The sequence below is a fragment of the Streptomyces sparsogenes subsp. cuspidosporus genome (assembly GCF_039532705.1).
Taxonomy (GTDB): Bacteria; Actinomycetota; Actinomycetes; order Streptomycetales; family Streptomycetaceae; genus Streptomyces; species Streptomyces sparsogenes.
Genome location: NZ_BAAASD010000014.1, coordinates 95,321 through 111,292, shown reverse-complemented (window position 1 = coordinate 111,292; position 15,972 = coordinate 95,321). Strand labels below are relative to the sequence as shown.

General features: G+C 74.1%; 6 protein-coding genes and 1 pseudogene. 1 reads left to right on the top strand and 6 read right to left on the bottom strand.

What is annotated here, in order from left to right; translation table 11 throughout:
* Positions 1 to 25: 25 nt before the first annotated feature.
* Positions 26 to 736, bottom strand: coding sequence for an AfsR/SARP family transcriptional regulator (locus tag ABFY07_RS18810; RefSeq protein WP_346175594.1), 711 nt, complete (start codon positions 734 to 736; stop codon positions 26 to 28).
* 55 nt (positions 737 to 791) lie between these two features.
* Positions 792 to 1,562, bottom strand: coding sequence for an AfsR/SARP family transcriptional regulator (locus tag ABFY07_RS18805; RefSeq protein WP_346175593.1), 771 nt, complete (start codon positions 1,560 to 1,562; stop codon positions 792 to 794).
* Between the two features lie 637 nt (positions 1,563 to 2,199).
* Between ABFY07_RS18805 and ABFY07_RS18800 the strand changes: the two are divergent.
* A pseudogene (locus tag ABFY07_RS18800) lies at positions 2,200 to 10,089 on the top strand (type I polyketide synthase); the annotation flags it as partial.
* A 418-nt stretch (positions 10,090 to 10,507) separates the two neighbouring features.
* On the opposite strand, the gene ABFY07_RS18795 reads toward ABFY07_RS18800, so the two are convergent.
* The 4 genes from ABFY07_RS18795 to ABFY07_RS18780 form a co-directional block, all read right to left on the bottom strand.
* Entirely contained in the window at positions 10,508 to 11,218 is a 711-nt protein-coding gene (locus ABFY07_RS18795; RefSeq protein WP_346175657.1) for a class I SAM-dependent DNA methyltransferase, read from the bottom strand.
* A gap of 205 nt (positions 11,219 to 11,423) precedes the next feature.
* Positions 11,424 to 12,137 carry a cytidylyl-2-hydroxypropylphosphonate hydrolase gene (fomD, locus tag ABFY07_RS18790; protein ID WP_346175592.1) on the bottom strand — a complete coding sequence of 238 codons (714 nt, stop codon included), beginning with the start codon at positions 12,135 to 12,137 and terminating at the stop codon, positions 11,424 to 11,426.
* Positions 12,138 to 12,194: 57 nt separating this feature from the next.
* Complete coding sequence (locus ABFY07_RS18785; protein WP_346175591.1) at positions 12,195 to 13,601, bottom strand: class II fumarate hydratase; 1,407 nt, start codon at positions 13,599 to 13,601, stop codon at positions 12,195 to 12,197.
* 241 nt (positions 13,602 to 13,842) lie between these two features.
* On the bottom strand, positions 13,843 to 15,894 hold the full coding sequence (locus tag ABFY07_RS18780) for a bifunctional polysaccharide deacetylase/glycosyltransferase family 2 protein (RefSeq protein WP_428836959.1): 2,052 nt from the start codon (positions 15,892 to 15,894) through the stop codon (positions 13,843 to 13,845).
* Between the last annotated feature and the right edge of the window lie 78 nt (positions 15,895 to 15,972).

The window sequence follows — 15,972 nt, the reverse complement described above, 5'->3', positions numbered from 1 at the left end:
CCGGCGTCACCGCCGGCCCCGTCCGTCAGGTCGAGGCCAGAACCGTGTGGCGCAACTCCCTGAGTTTCCGGCCGGGTTCCAGTCCCAGTTCCCGGTCGAGGACGCGCCGGGCGGACTCGTATATGCCGAGCGCCTCGGACTTCCGCTCGGAGCGGTAGAGCGCCAGCATCAACTGCCGGTAGAAGGTCTCGCGGAGCGGGAACTCGGCGACGAGCGACCGCAGCCGGCCGACGAGTTCCTGATGCCGGCCGAGTTCCAGCTGCACCTCCGCGGACATCTCCGCGCATTCGATGCGCATCTCGTCCAGTCGCTTCAGGAATCCGGCCACGATCGGCCCGGCCTGGACATTGCCGAACGCCGGCCCGCGCCAGAGCGCCAGCGCCTGCTCGAAGCAGCCCGCCGCCTCCGCGTGTGCCCCGCGCCTGACGTGCTTCCGCCCGTCGGAGACCAGCCGCTCGAAGGCATCGAAATCACATTCGGTCGACGCCCTGCGCAGCATGTATCCGCCCGGCCGCGTGATGATGGGGTCCTTTCCGCCCGGCCGGTCCAGGAACTTGCGCAGCCGCGAAATGCAGACGTAGATACCCGCGGTCGTGCGCTGCGGAGGCAGTTCGCCCCAGATTTCTCTCGTGAGCTGTTCCGCCATCACGACCTGGTCGGAGCGGATCAGCAGAACCGCAAGGACGGTGGCGAGTTTCTGCGCTCTGAGCGGCGCACTTCTCTTTTCGTCGACCACTCGGAGAGGTCCCAAAATCTCGTACCGCACTGAATTCCCCCCTGTATTCGTTCGATTAGGCGGCTTCGATTTCCGGGGCGTCGACGAGGACTGCGTGATGCAGCCGCTTGAGCGCGGCGGACGGCTCGAGTCCGAGCTCCTCCCCCAGCACGGTCCGCGCCGACTGGTAGACGCTCAGGGCGTCGGCCCTGCACCCCGAGCGGTAGAGCGCCAGCATGAGTTGCCGGTAGAACGCCTCGTACAGCGGAAGCTCTTCGATCCGGGCGTAGAGGAAGCTGACGAATTCGCGGTGGCGGCCGAGTTCCAGGCCGGCGTCCACGAACGACTCGACGCATTCGAGTCGGGACTGCTCGGCCCAGCACACGAAGCCGTTGACGATCGCCCCGTCGCGCAGATCCTCGAGAACCGGGCCGCGCCAGAGGTCCAGGCCCTCCTCGTACGCCTCACACGCCTCCTGGGTGCGCCCGGCCCGGCGCGCGGCACTCCCCTGGCGGACCAGGTCCTGGAAGACATGGAAGTCCAGTTCGTCCGCTTCATCCGCGCCCAGCCGCAGGACGTATCCGCCGCGGGCGGTCACGATGGGGCTCTCGGTCCGGTCGGGGCGCCTGAGGAACTTGCGGAGCTGGGAGACGTAGACGTGAAGCGTCGCTATGGCCTGCCGCGGCGCCCGGGTGCCCCAGATCTCCTTGACGAGGTCTTCGCTGCTCACCACCTCGTCCGCGCGCACCAGCAACGCCGCCAGCAGCACCTCGACCTTGCGGGCGCTGAGCGAGGTGATCGACGGTCCGTCGACAACGCGTAGCGGGCCAAGGATCTCGTACCTCATGACGCCCGACCTCCCCCTGTCACCGGCGTCTCCTCGGACCAGAGGGGCTCTCCATTACGATCGAATTCGGTCAGCATTCGAAAAAATTCACCCCCGATTTTGGAAGCCTTTATGGTCACACTTCAGGCCTCGGCGTCGATGCCTCCCCACGCCGAACCCAGTTTAGAGAGAACGAACTCACCACCGCGCTCAGCCACGCCGATGCAACACCGCCCTCAGTGCGATTTTCGGTCAGATGAGAGTGGTCTTCTGTCTACGGAAGTCGGCGGCGTGCTCCGCGGTCGGCGGTTGCGCCGACACATGGCACCGAACAACGACGGTCGGTGCCCCGGACGCCGGTTGCCCCTGACGAGACGACAACCAGCGGCAGCGTTCGCAAAGAGACAACATCGCCGCATCCTAACCGCGCCGCGCGGGACAGTGTGAGGGTCAATAGACCCACAACCAAATCGGCACATAGGAGGATTCATCGATCAGTGACCGTCACGGGGCCCGCCCGACTTCCGCGGCGCCGGACACCTGCCGCCCGTGCCCCGGCCGGTTAGATCAACTTTAGAGAACATTCCGAGAATGAGCGCAGTTCGGGGCATGTCGTGAGCCATAACCAGCGGTCCCGCGATTCACGTATGGGGGTGTCATGACCGGGAGCAGCCCGACCCGCTCACCGCAGGAGATGTCCCCCGTCGCGATCGTGGGCCTGGCCTGCCGACTGCCGAACGCGCCGAATCCGGAGGCGTTCTGGCGGCTGCTGCGCGAGGGCGACAGCGCCGTCGCGCCCGTCCCGGCCGACCGCCTGCCCCAGCGTCCCGGGTCCCCGCCGTACTTCGCCGGACTCCTGGATCACGTGGACACCTTCGACGCGGCGTTCTTCGGCATCTCGCCGCGCGAGGCGACGGCGATGGATCCGCAGCAGCGGCTGATGCTCGAACTGGCCTGGGAGGCCATGGAGGACGCGGGGCTCGTCCCCGGAACGCCGGCGGACAGCAGGACCGCGGTGTTCACCGGCGCGATCTGGGACGACTACGCCACCGTGCTCCACCGGCACCGGCCGCACGAGGTCAGCCGTCACACGATGACGGGTCTGCACCGCGGCATCATCGCCAACCGGATATCCCACCGCCTGGGCCTGCGCGGCCCGAGCCTCACCGTGGACGCGGCGCAGTCCTCCGGGCTCGTCGCCGTGCACCTGGCGTGCGAGAGCCTGCGCAGGGGGGAGGCCGATCTGGCGCTCGCGGGCGGGGTGAACCTGATCCTGGCCGAGGAGAGCATGCGGGTGGCCGAGGCCCAGTTCCAGGGGCTGTCACCGGACGGCCGGTGCTACACCTTCGACGCGCGCGCCAACGGCTTCGTGCGCGGCGAGGGCGGCGGCATGGTGCTGCTGAAACCGCTGGCCGCGGCCCTGCGGGACGGCGACCCGGTGTACTGCGTGATCGAAGGCAGCGCCGTCAACAACGACGGCGCCACCGACGGCCTGACGCGGCCGAGCGCCGAGGCCCAGACGGAGGTGGTGCGGCAGGCGTGGCAGCGGGCCGCGGTGACGCCGGCCGACCTCCAGTACGTCGAACTCCACGGCACCGGCACACCGGTCGGCGACCCGGTCGAGGCGGCCGGCCTCGGCGCCGCGCTCCGCGGCCACCGCCCGGCGAACGCCCCGCTGCGGGTCGGGTCGGTCAAGACCAACCTGGGCCATCTGGAGGCCGCCGCCGGCATCGCGGGGCTGCTGAAGACCGCCCTGAGCATCCACCACCGGCACCTCCCGCCCAGCCTGAACTTCGCCACCGCCAACCCGGACATCCCGCTGGCCGAGCTAGGCCTGCGGGTCCAGACCGAGTCCGGGCCCTGGCCCGACGAGCGGCGGCGCCTCACGGCCGGGGTCAGCTCCTTCGGCATGGGCGGCACCAACTGCCATGTCGTGCTGGCCGAGCCGCCCGCCCCGGCCGCGCCGCCGGCCCGTACGGCACCGGCCAGGGGCGCCTCGCCGCGCACCGTCCCGCCGGTCACGCCCTGGGTCGTCTCGGCGGCGAGCCCTCGGGCGCTGGCCGCCCAGGCCGCCGCCCTGCGCCAACACCTGCGAACCCGTCCCGGACTCCACCCGGTGGACGTCGGCCACGCCCTCGCCACGACCCGGGCGGCCCTCCCCCACCGGGCCGTCGTCCTGGGCACGGAGCCGGGCACGGGCACGGACCCGGACGGCGGACTCCTCGGCCGTCTGGAAGCCCTGGCCTCGGGGACGGAGACGGCGGGAGTGGTCCGGGGCCGCGCGGGCGAGGGACGGGTCGCGTTCCTCTTCAGCGGCCAGGGCAGTCAGCGCCCCGGCATGGGCCGCGAGCTGTACGCGGCGTACCCGGTCTTCGCCGCCGCGCTGCGGGAGGTGTGCGCCCACCTGGACCCCTGGCTCGACACCCCGCTGCTGGACGTGATGTTCGCGCCCGCTCCGCCGGGCGACGAGCCGCTGCTGGACCGGACGGTGTACACCCAGCCCGCGCTGTTCGCGATCGAGGTGGCCCTCTACCGCCTGGTGACGTCGTGGGGCCTTGTGCCCGACCACCTGATGGGCCACTCGGTCGGCGAGATCACGGCCGCGCACGCGGCCGGGGTGCTGTCGCTGCCCGATGCCTGCGCGCTGGTGGCGGCGCGCGGCCGTCTCATGCAGTCGATCACCGCTCCCGGTGCGATGGCCGCCTGGCAGGCGACCGCCGAGGAGGCCGGACACGCGCTCGCGGCGTACGGCGGCCGGATGAGCCTGGCGGCCGTCAACGCCCCCGCCTCCGTGGTGGTCTCCGGTGACCGCGACGCCGTGGCCGAGGCGACCGCCGCCTGGCGGGCGCGGGGCCGCAAGGCCACCGTGCTGAAGGTCAGCCACGCTTTCCACTCCCCGCACCTGGACGGCGTGCTCGACGAGCTCCGCGAGATCGCGGCCGGGCTGACGTTCGCCGCGCCCGCCATCCCCGTCGTATCGAATGTGACCGGCGGCCCGGCCACCGAGGCCCAGCTGCGCTCACCGGACTACTGGGCCGACCACGCGCGGCAGGCCGTGCGGTTCGACTCCGGTGTGCGGCACCTGTGCGACGCGGGAGTCGGCACGTTCCTCGAGCTCGGTCCCGACGCCTCGTTGACGGGCATGGCGCGCGAGAGCGCGGCGGCGTGGGCCGGCGACGCGCCCCGTCCGGTGGCGGTCGCGGTGCAGCGCCGCGACCGTCCGGAGGCGCTCGGCTTCGTGTCGGCGATGGCCCAGGCCCATGTGCGCGGCGTCCGCGTCGACTGGGCGGCCGCCTTCGCCGGGCACGAGACCCGGCGGGTGCCCCTGCCGACCTACGCCTTCCAGCGCGAGCGCCACTGGCCCGGCCCCCCGGACGAGCGGCGGGCGGACGCGCCCCGGACGGCCCCCGCCGCGCCACCGGCCGGCGCCGCCCGGCCGGCCGACGCCACGGGTGACGCCCCGCCGTCCGCCGACGGCGTGACCACCCCGGGCGGGCTTCTGGCGCTCGTGCGCACCCACACGGCCCTCGTCCTCGGACACGACAGCCCCGACGGCATCGACCCCGGTCTGACCTTCAAACAACTCGGCTTCGACTCGCTGGCCGCCACGGAGCTGAGCGAACGCCTCAGCGCCGCGACCCAGGTCGCCCTGCCCGCCACCCTCACCTTCGACCATCCGACGCCGAACGCGGTGGCCGCGTGGCTGCGCGCGGCGGGCGAGGGCAGGCCGGCCGCCGCCCCGGTGCCGACGGGCGGAGCGGCCACGGCCGACGATCCCGTCGCCGTGGTGGCCGTCGGCTGCCGCTACCCGGGCGGTGCCGACTCGGGCGAGGCGCTGTGGCGCCTGGTGGACGAGGGCGTGGACGCCGTGGGCGAGTTCCCCGGCGACCGGGGCTGGGATCCGGCCGAGCTGTTCGGCCGGGAACCGGACGGGAGCGGGGGCAGCGCGACAGGCCGGGGCGGCTTTCTGTACGACGCGGGGGACTTCGACGCGGAGTTCTTCGGGATCAGCCCGCGCGAGGCGCTGGCCATGGACCCCCAGCAGCGCATCCTGCTCGAACTCTCCTGGGAGGTCCTGGAGCAAGCCGGCATCCCCCCGGCCTCGCTGGCCGGCAGCGCGACCAGCGTCTTCGTGGGTGCGACGGCGGCGGACTACGGACCGAGACTGCACGAGGCCACCGCCGAGATCGACGGCCACCTGCTGACCGGCTCCACACCGAGCGTGGTGTCCGGCCGGGTGGCCTACGCCCTCGGTCTCGAGGGACCGGCGCTCACGGTGGACACGGCGTGCTCGTCCTCGCTGGTGGCGACGCACCTGGCCGCACAGGCGCTGCGGCAGGGCGAGTGCGACCTCGCCCTCGCGGGCGGGGTGACGGTGATGGCCACGCCGGGCATGTTCACCTCGTTCTCCCGGCAGCGCGGCCTGGCCCCCGACGGCCGGTGCAAGCCCTTCGCCGCCGCCGCGGACGGTACCGGGTGGAGCGAGGGCGCCGGGCTCGTCCTGCTCGAACGTCTCTCGGACGCCAGGCGCAACGGCCACCGGGTGCTCGCCGTGATCCGCGGGTCGGCGGTCAACCAGGACGGCGCGAGCAACGGCCTGGCCGCCCCCAACGGCCCGTCCCAGCAACGCGTCATCCGCCAGGCGCTGGCCAACGCCCGCCTCGGCCCGGCGGACGTGGACGCGGTCGAGGCCCATGGCACCGGCACCACCCTGGGCGACCCCATCGAGGCCCAGGCCCTCCTGGCCACCTACGGCCAGGGCCGCCCCGACGACCGGCCGCTGTGGCTGGGATCGGTGAAGTCCAACATCGGCCACACCCAGGCCGCCGCGGGCGTCGCGGGCCTCATCAAGATGGTGATGGCCCTGCGCCACGGCCGCCTCCCCGCCAGCCTCCACATCGACCGGCCCACCCCCCATGTGGACTGGTCCGGCGGACGTGTCCGGCTCCTCACCCGGCCCACCGACTGGCCCGAGGCCGGCCGGCCCCGCCGCGCCGCCGTCTCCTCCTTCGGCATCTCCGGCACCAACGCCCACCTCATCCTCGAACAGGCCGCGTCTCGGCCGGAACCGCGCGAGCCGGTCGCGCCCGGGGGCGGCGTGGTGCCCTGGGTGCTGTCGGCCCGTACCGCCGAGGCGCTGCGCGCCCAGGCCGGGCGCCTGGCCGAGTGGGTCACCACCGGCGCCCCGGCCTCCCCGGCCTCCCCGGCGGACGTGGGGTGGTCGCTGGCCACGACGCGCTCGGCGGACCGGCACCGGGCCGTGGTCAGCGGTATCGACCGGGACGAGCTGCTGTCCGGACTGCGGGCGGTGGCCGAGGACCCGTTGGACACCGCCGTCGCGGCGGGGGCGGCTCCCGGCCCGGTCATGGTGTTCCCCGGGCAGGGTTCGCAGTGGCGTGGCATGGGCGTGGAACTGCTGGACGGCTCCCCCGCCTTCGCGGCTCGCGTCGCCGCGTGCGAGGCGGCGCTGGGCGAGTTCGTCGACTGGTCCCTGACCGCGGTGCTGCGCGGCGCGCCGGGCGCGCCGGAGCCGTCCCGGGTCGATGTCCTCCAGCCGTGCCTGTGGGCGGTGATGGTGTCGCTGGCCGCCGTCTGGGAGAGCTTCGGCGTGCGGCCCGCCGCGGTCGTCGGACACTCGCAGGGCGAGATCGCCGCGGCCTGCGTGGCGGGCGGACTGTCGCTGAGGGACGGCGCCCGGGTGGTGGCGCTGCGCAGCCGGGCCCTGCGGGCCCTCGCCGGGCAGGGCACCATGGCCTCGCTCGCGCTGAGCGGCGAGGAGACCGAGCGTCTCCTCGCGGACCTGGGCGCGGAGGCCGAGCGGGTGACGGTGGCGGTGTTCAACGGGCCGTTCTCCACCGTGGTGTCGGGGCCGACCGAGCGGGTCGCGGCGGTGGTGGCCGCGTGCGAGGCGGCCGGCCACCGGGCCCGGACCATCGAGGTGGACTACGCCTCGCACGGCCCGCAGGTCGACCGGCTCGCCGACACCATCCGCGCCGACCTGGCGGACCTCGGCCCCCGGGCCTCGGGCGCGGAGTTCTACTCGTCCGTCACCGGCGCCCCGCGGCCGACGGAAGAGCTGGACGCCGACTACTGGTTCACCAATCTGCGGCAGCCGGTCCGGTTCGCGCCGGCGATCGACACCCTGCTGGCCGCTGGATACCGCGTGTTCATTGAGGTCAGCCCCCATCCGGTGCTGATCCCCGCCCTGCGGGAGTGCTTCGAGGAGGCCGACGTGGCGGCGGCCACCGTGCCGACGCTGCGCCGGGACCAGGGCGGCCGGGAGCAGTTGGCGCGTGCGCTGGGGGACGGCTTCGCGGCGGGGCTCGCCGTGGACTGGAGCCGCTGGTTCACCGACGGCGAGGGCGCCCGGCCGCGTACGGTCGAGCTGCCCACCTACCCGTTCCAGCGACGACGGTACTGGCTGACGGCGGACCAGGGCCGCCGCGCCGGGCGGAGCTCCACAGCCGGCACCCGGCCCACCGGCCACCCGCTGCTGTCCTCGGCGGTCGAACTGGCCGACGGCGGGCTGGTGCTGAGCGGCCGGCTGCCCGGCGACGCCGACTGGCTGGGCGCCCACACCGTGGCGGGCGTCCCCCTCGTGCCCGGCGCGGTCCTGGTGGAGTGGGCGCTGCTGGCCGCCGACGAGGCGGGCGGGACGGTGCTGGAGGAGCTGCTGCTGCGCGCGCCGCTGCAGCTGCCCGGGCTGGACGGGCTGAACGGAGGTGTGCTCGCTCAGGTCTCGGTCATGGCTCCGGACGACTCGGGCCGCCGTGAGATACGGATCTCGTCCCGGCCGGAGGACGCCGGCGCCGGTGGCGGATGGACGTGTCACGCGGTGGGGTCGCTGGTCCCGTGGAGCCGGCCCGCTCCCGCGGATGCGGTGGCGCCGGTCGTCCCGTGGCCGCCGGCGGGCGCCGAGGCCCTGGAGCCCGGCGGGCTGTACGAGCGGGCCGAGCAGCGCGGTTACGGCTACGGGCCCGCGCTGCGGGGGGTGCGGGCGCTGTGGCGGGACGGCGCCGACCTCGTCGCCGATGTGGTGCTGCCCGAGGCGACCGGCGAGGGCGACGACGGCCTCGGTACGGGCGGCGCGGCGGGGTTCGGCATCCACCCGGTGCTGCTGGACGCTGCGTTGCAGCCCGCGCTGCTGACCGCCCCCGATGACGAGAGCGGCGAGGGTGGCGAGGGCGACGGGGGCGATGCCCGGCTGTGGCTGCCGTTCGCGTGGAGCGGGGTCCGCCTGTGGGCGACCGGGGCGCGCGCCGCGCGGGTCCGGCTGACGCCGGCGGAGGACGACGGGGGCGCCGCGGACGAACGGGAGCTGCGGATCGCCGTGTCCGACCCGGCGGGGGCTGCCGTGCTGGGCGTCGAGACGGTGGTGCTGCGCCCGCGCAGCGTACGGCAGGTGCGGGAGGCCGGCGGGGCCGCCGCGGGCGGTCTCTTCACCCTCGGCTGGACGCCGGTGGGGCCCGGCGAGCCGGCCGGCGGGAAGGACGACGCAGGACGCGTGGCCGTGCTGGGCGAGGCGCGGGCGGAGCCGGACGCCGACGGGTGCCAGGAGGGGTACGGGGGGCGGTACGCGGACCTCCCGGAGCTGCTGGCCGCGCTGGACGCCGGGGCGCCGGCCCCGGCCGTCGTGGTGTGGCGCCCCCCGACCCCCGGCGTCGGCGCCACGCCGGACGCCGCCCTGTCCGCCGTACGAGGCGCCATGGCGCTGCTGCGCGCCTGGAGTGCCGAGCCGCGGCTGGCGGACAGCCGGCTCGTGGTGCTGACCCGGGGCGCGGTGGCGCCCGACGGTGACGGGGGCGAGCCGGTGGACCCGGCCGCGGCGGCGGTCTGGGGCTGTGCCGCGGCCGTCCAGGCGGAGCACCCCGGCCGCTTGTTCCTCGTGGACGCGGACGCCGGCGCCGACATCGGTACGGGGGCGGGTCCGGCCGCCGTGGCGCGGGTGGCCGTGCTCGACGAGCCGAGGGCCGCGCTGCGCGGGGACACCCTGTTCGCGCCACGCCTGTCCCGGTCCTCCGCCGCCGTGGGCGGCGGGGCGTTCGACCCGGAGGGCACCGTCCTCGTCACGGACGCCGGGGGCCCGCTCGCCGAGGCGGTCGCCGAGCGTCTGGTGCGCCAGGAGGGCGTCAAGCGGCTGCTGCTGGTCTGCTTCGAGGGCGCGGACGGCACGAACGACGACACGGCCGACGAGACGAGGTGGGGTGCCCGGGTGCGCGTGGCCACGGTCGATCCGCTCGACGCCGCCGCGCTGGAGCGCGTGGTGGAGGGGGTCGATCCGGCCCATCCGCTGACCGGCGTCGTCCATGCCGCGGGGCTGTCCGCCGGCGCCGGGTCCGTACCGGGGTGGGCCGCGGCGGCCGGGGCGGCGGAGGCGTTGCACCGCGCCACCGCCGGGCTGCCGGGGGTCCGGTTGGTGACCCTGGCGGACGCCGCCGCCACATGGGACGGCCCGGTGGCCCCGGAAAGGGCCGCGGCGGGCGCGTTCTGCGCGGCCGTGACGGCCATGCGGCGACGGGCCGGGCTGCCCGGCGTGGCGGTGGCCTTCGGGCCGTGGGCCGCCACCGGTGCCGATTCCGGCGGGCGCTGGGCCGGGGTGCTCGGCGCGGACCACGGGATGGCGCTGCTCACGGCCGCGTGCCGCGCCGACGGCCCGGAGCTGGTGGCGGCCGACCTCCGCGCCCGTCCCCTGGCCGCCCACCCGGCCCACGAGCCGCTGGCCGCGCTGCGCGCGCTGGTCGCGGGCGCGGCCGGCCGCCGTCCGGCTCCTGGCCGGGGGCGGCGGCCCGGCGCACGGAGGTCCGCGGGTCCGCGACCTCGCCGTGCGCGTCCTCGGGCGCGTGCGCGCCCGAGCCGGCGGCAGGGCTGGTGGCCTGCCGCTCGTTGGGGGAGGTGGGGTGCTCCGTCACGCGTGGGTTTCCATCCGTCCGGGGCCATGCGCCCTGTTCGCCCGGGCGCACCGAGTGTCAGACACTTCGTCGGCAGTGCAGATAGAGCTGGATCTCGGGTGGTACGTCCGTGCTGGCCGGAGCGTACGAGTGGGAGTCCTCCGCAGCGATCTCGAAGCCCGCGTCCCGCACGACCCGCCGCAGTTCGTCCCGCAGGTAACCGGATACCCGGACCGAGTTGCCTAGGAACGGGATCGCGAAGTCGTCCACGTCCGCCTCGACCATGGCCAGGGCCAGCAGCCCGCCGGGTCTCAGCAGCCCGCGCAGCGCCCGCAGCGCGTACGGGATCTCCGGGCGCGGCAGCATCAGCAGCGAGAAGAAGGCGACGATCGCGTCGAACTCGCCCAGGTCGCGGGCGCCGCCCGGCCCGTAGCGGCCGCCGGCCCGCAGATCGACGATGTCCGCCTGGTGGAAGGTGGCCGCCGGGACGTTCTCCCGGGCGAGCGCCAGCATCCCGGGCGAGATGTCGATGCCGACCAGCTCGTGTCCGGCCTCGACGAGCTGACGGCCCGTGGGCAGGCCGGTGCCGCAGCCGACGTCGAGCACCCGGGAGCCGGGCGCGAGGGCGTCGGCCAGCCACTGGCCGGCCGACACCTGGCCGTCCTTGTGCGGAAACGCCTCGTCGTAGCGGTCGCCGATCGCGTCGAAGGCCTCCGCCTGCCCGCTGCGGTCCAGCGCCAGGCGGTCGAAGTCCTCGAACCCCTCGTAGTCGTCGGCGTAGTGGTCCACCGCCGCGCCGTCCGTCACCTGCCCCCCGTGCTCCGCCCCGTCGTGGACGCGCCGGCCTCCCTCACCGCTCACGCCTCCGCCCCCTCCTGTGACCGCGTCAGATGCGCCGACCCCTTGGTGAGTTGCGCCCCTGTCTGGTTTTTTCCCGAGTGCAGTCTTCCGGACGACGATCCTACGTTTGAAACACAGGGGCGCAGCAAGAGGTTCAGGACCTCGAGTGCGCCGACGTGCGACACCGGCCGGTACGGGCGGCCGGCCGTCGCCAGTCCGCCGGCAGTTCCGGGACGGTCCACGCCGGGTCCGGACGCCAGTCCTCCCAGCCCTCCCGGAACGGCGCTCCCCAGGATTCGATGAGACCGACGGCGGCCCGGCCCGCGGCCCGCACGCGCTCGGCCTGCTCGGGTGCCATCAGGCCGACGCGCTGGGCCTGCGCGAACTCGTCCTCGTCCTTCCATTCCCAGCTGCGGTCCGGGTAGACCGCGATGTCCAGGAAGTGGTCCTCCGAGTCGATGCCGCCGCTCCAGCGCAGCCGCGGCTCCTCCAGGTTCACGTACCAGTTCTTGAACCGCCAGTCGCGCTCCCAGAAAAGCCACACCGACCACGGGTCGCCGGGCCGGGCGAGCTTGAGCACCCCGGTGCCCAGCCAGGAGCACAGCGCGGTGGTGCGGGGCTTGGTGTAGCGGGTGGACAGCGGCTCGTGGTGGACGGAGGTGCCGTCGGTGAGCTGCGGCTTGACGCAGGCGGTGCCGGGCGCCAGCCAGACGGCGAGCAGCTCGTCGGTGTCCTGGACCACGGTCACGGGGCGGCAGATGTGGATGCGGTCGGCGGCGTTGGCGCGGTAGCGCCACAGGATGTGGTCGCCCCGCGCCCACCGGGCGGTGCCCGCCGTACCCGTCGTCTCCACGATGTCCGCTGTCATGAGCAGATCTTAGGTGGGCGGGCGGCATCACGCCGTGACCGGTACCGCAACACCGCGTTACGGATGGGTCATCCGCAACACGTCGAGCGCCTCGTCGAGCTGTTCCAGCGTCAGCAGCCCGCGCTCCACGTACCCCGACTCCAGGACCACCTCGCGGATGGTCTTCCGCTCGGCCAGCGACTTCTTGGCCACCTTCGCCGCCTCCTCGTAGCCCAGGTAGCGGTTGAGGGGGGTGACGACCGAGGGCGAGGACTCCGCGTACTCGCGGGCCCGCTCCGCGTTGGCGGTGATTCCGTCGACCGTGCGGTCCGCCAGCAGCCGGGAGGCGTTGGCCAGCAGCCGCACCGACTCCAGCAGGTTCTTGGCGATGACCGGGAGCATCACGTTGAGCTCGAAGTTCCCGGCCGCCCCGGCCCAGGCCACGGTCGCGTCATTGCCGGTGACCTGGGCGGCGACCATGAGCACCGCCTCGGGGATCACCGGGTTGACCTTCCCCGGCATGATCGAGGAGCCGGGCTGGAGGTCGGGCAGGGCGATCTCGGCGAGCCCGGTGCGCGGCCCGGAGGACATCCAGCGCAGATCGTTGGCGATCTTGGTGAGGGAGACCGCGAGGGTGCGCAGCTGCCCGGAGGTCTCCACCAGGCCGTCGCGCGCGCCCTGCGCCTCGAAGTGGTTGCGGGCCTCGGTCAGCGGCAGCCCGGTGGCGCGGGCCAGCTCGGCGATGACGGCCGCGGAGAAGCCGGGCGGGGTGTTGATGCCGGTGCCCACGGCGGTGCCGCCCAGCGGCAGCTCGGCCAGCCGGGGCAGCGAGGCGCGCAGCCGCTCCACCGCGTAGCGGACCTGGGCGGCGTAGCCGCCGAACTCCTGGCCCAGCGTCACCGGCGTCGCGTCCATCAGGTGCGTACGGCCCGCCTTGACGACCTCGGCGAACTCCTCCGCCTTGCGCTCCAGGGCCCCCGCGAGGTGGTCGAGCGCCGGGATCAGATCGCCGGTGACGGCCGCGGTGGCCGCGATGTGGATGGAGGAGGGGAACACGTCGTTGGACGACTGGCTGGCGTTGACGTGGTCATTGGGGTGTACGTCGCGGCCCAGGCGCTCGCTCGCCAGCGTGGCCAGCACCTCGTTGGTGTTCATGTTGGAGGAGGTGCCCGAGCCGGTCTGGAAGACGTCGACGGGGAAGTGGTCGTCCCAGCGCCCCTCGGCGACCTCGGCCGCCGCGCCCGCGATCGCCTCCGCGACCTCGGCGTCCACCACGCCCAGCTCCGCGTTGACCTTCGCGGCCGCGGCCTTGATCCGGGCCAGCGCCTCGATGTGCGCGCGCTCCAGACGCTGCCCGCTGACGGGGAAGTTCTCCACCGCCCGCTGCGTCTGTGCCCGCCACTTGGCGTGCGCCGGGACCCGCACCTCACCCATGGAGTCGTGCTCGATGCGGTACTCCCCGCCGGACTGCTTCTCGTCTGTCATGACGCCCACCTCCCACTCTTTGCGGCTCTTCGCCTCCGGGGCGCCTCAGCCTCCCCCAGCCTTCGGCCGGGGGTGCCCCCTGTCGACGGTCGACCGTGCTCGGCTGCTCGTTCCTCGCAGCCTCCGCGCGCTCTCCCTTTCGACAGCGGCGCGCCCCTTCGGCTCACTCGCCGATGATGCTCACAGCACCCGCTCCGCCCGCCGTGTTCCCCCTGCCGCGCAGGTGATCGCGTGAGCCGGGTCACCGGACGGCCTTCGGCGCGGGCGTGCGCGGCGTGTCCACCTCCCCGGTGCGCCGCAGCTTCTGCCACGGCAGCAGGGCCCCGGTCGCCGCGGTGACACAGGAGTGCAGCAGCACCACGTACATCAGCTGCCGGTAGGCGATCTGCTGCAGCGGCAGCACCAGCAGGGGGCCGTACCGCTCGCGGTCCAGCCGGAAGGCGTAGGCCGCGCCGAGCAGTTGCGCCAGCATCAGCGCCGACCAGGCCAGCAGGGACTTCACCGGATCGAGGAAGATCGCCCCGTACAGCGTGAACAGGTCGATCAGCGGGGCGCACAGCGGGGCGACCACCTGGAAGAACACCACCAGCGGCATCCCGACCCGGCCGAAGCGCCCCGAGGGGCCCTGGTCGATGAGGGAGCGGCGGTGCTTCCACAGCGCCTGCATGGTGCCGTAGCTCCAGCGGTAGCGCTGCCGCCACAGCTGGCCCAGCGTGCCGGGCGCCTCGGTCCAGGCGCGGGCGGTCTCCTGGTAGACGACCCGCCAGCCGGCCCGGTGCAGGGCGATCGTGATGTCGGTGTCCTCGGCCAGGGTGTCGGCGCTCATGCCGCCCACCTCCAGCAGGGCGCGGCGGCGGAAGGCGCCGATGGCGCCGGGGATGGTCGGCATGCAGCGCAGCAGGTCGTACATCCGCCGGTCGAGGTTGAACCCCATCACGTACTCGATGTGCTGCCAGGCGCCGATCAGGCCGGAGCGGTTGCCGACCTTGGCGTTGCCCGCGACCGCGCCGACGCCGGGGTCGGCGAAGGGGCGGACCAGCTCGCGCACGGTGCCCGGCTCGAAGACGGTGTCGCCGTCCATCATCACGATCAGGTCGGAGCGGGCCTCGGCGATGCCGTGGTTGAGCGCGGCGGGCTTGCCCGCGTTCTCCTGGCGCAGCACGTGTACGTTCGGCAGGTCCAGGGCCTCCACGAGGTCGGCGGTGCCGTCGGTCGAGCCGTCGTCCACCACCAGGATCTCGATCGGATGGGTGCTCGCGGCCAGCGAGTTCACCGTGTTGGCGATGCACTCCTTCTCGTTGTAGGCGGGCACGATCACGCTCACCGGCTCGTCCACGTCCGCGCCCCAGGTGAAGCGCCGCCGGTCCCGGGCGCGCCGGTGCCACCAGGCGAGGATCAGCATCATCAGCAGCCGGGCGAGGACGGCCACGCCGACCACGGCCAGCAGCCAGGCCAGGGCCGGCATGGTGACCTCGGTGAAGGAAGCGGCCCAGATCAGGGCCCGGCCCTGCCAGACGCGCGCCCCGTGGGCCGGGTGGACGGCGGCCTCGGCTCCGAGCGCCCCGGTGACGGTGGCGAAGGTGTAGCCCTTCGCCTTCATCCGCTCGATGTACCGGTCCAGGGCGGCGACGGTCCGTGAGCGGTCGCCGCCCGCGTCGTGGAAGAGCACGGCGGCGCCCTTCCCGGCCTTCGGGGTGGCGTTACGGATGATCTTCTCGACGGGCGGGCGCTGCCAGTCCTGGCTGTCGACGTCGCTGAACGCGCTGATGTAGCCGCGGTGGCCCAGATAGCGCTGGACCGGCCAGCTCCGGTCGTCGAGCGCGGAGAGCTGCGAGGAGTACGGGGCGCGGAAGAGCGAGCTGTTGATGCCGGCCGCGCCGGCCAGGGCCAGCTGGGTCTGCGCCAGCTCGCGGTCCACCCGGTCGTGGGTCTGGTACGCGAGGTCCGGGTGGGTGAAGGTGTGCACGCCGATCTCATGGCCGGCCTCCCGCATCCGGCGCACCAGGGTGGGCTCGCGGACCACCATCTGGCCGAGCACGAAGAAGGTGGCCGGCACGTCGTGGTCGCGCAGCACCTTGAGGATCTCCGGGGTCCAGCGGGGGTCGGGCCCGTCGTCGAAGGTCAGCGCGATGGTCCGGGCCGGGATGTGGTGGCTGGTGGGCCTGCCGCGGTTGTCGAAGGTGAGCACCGGGCCGCCGGAGAGGGCCCGCTCGGGGACGTGGCGGGCGGGGTACGGGGGGTGCACCCGGGAGTCGTTGCCGACCTCGGCGTGCAGATAGCCGTCCAGGAGCATCGTGCAGGCCAGCGCGATCAGCGTGACCACGCCGAGCACCAGGCGCGTCCGGGGCGCGGCCCGCCGCCGCCCGGCCGC

Excerpts from the sequence above, each read along its gene's own strand:
- ABFY07_RS18780 (WP_428836959.1), bottom strand. The coding sequence starts at position 15,894 with ATGCTCCTGGACGGCTATCTGCACGCCGAGGTCGGCAACGACTCCCGG.
- ABFY07_RS18785 (WP_346175591.1), bottom strand. The coding sequence starts at position 13,601 with ATGACAGACGAGAAGCAGTCCGGCGGGGAGTACCGCATCGAGCACGAC.
- ABFY07_RS18805 (WP_346175593.1), bottom strand. The coding sequence starts at position 1,562 with ATGAGGTACGAGATCCTTGGCCCGCTACGCGTTGTCGACGGACCGTCG.
- fomD (WP_346175592.1), bottom strand. The coding sequence starts at position 12,137 with ATGACAGCGGACATCGTGGAGACGACGGGTACGGCGGGCACCGCCCGG.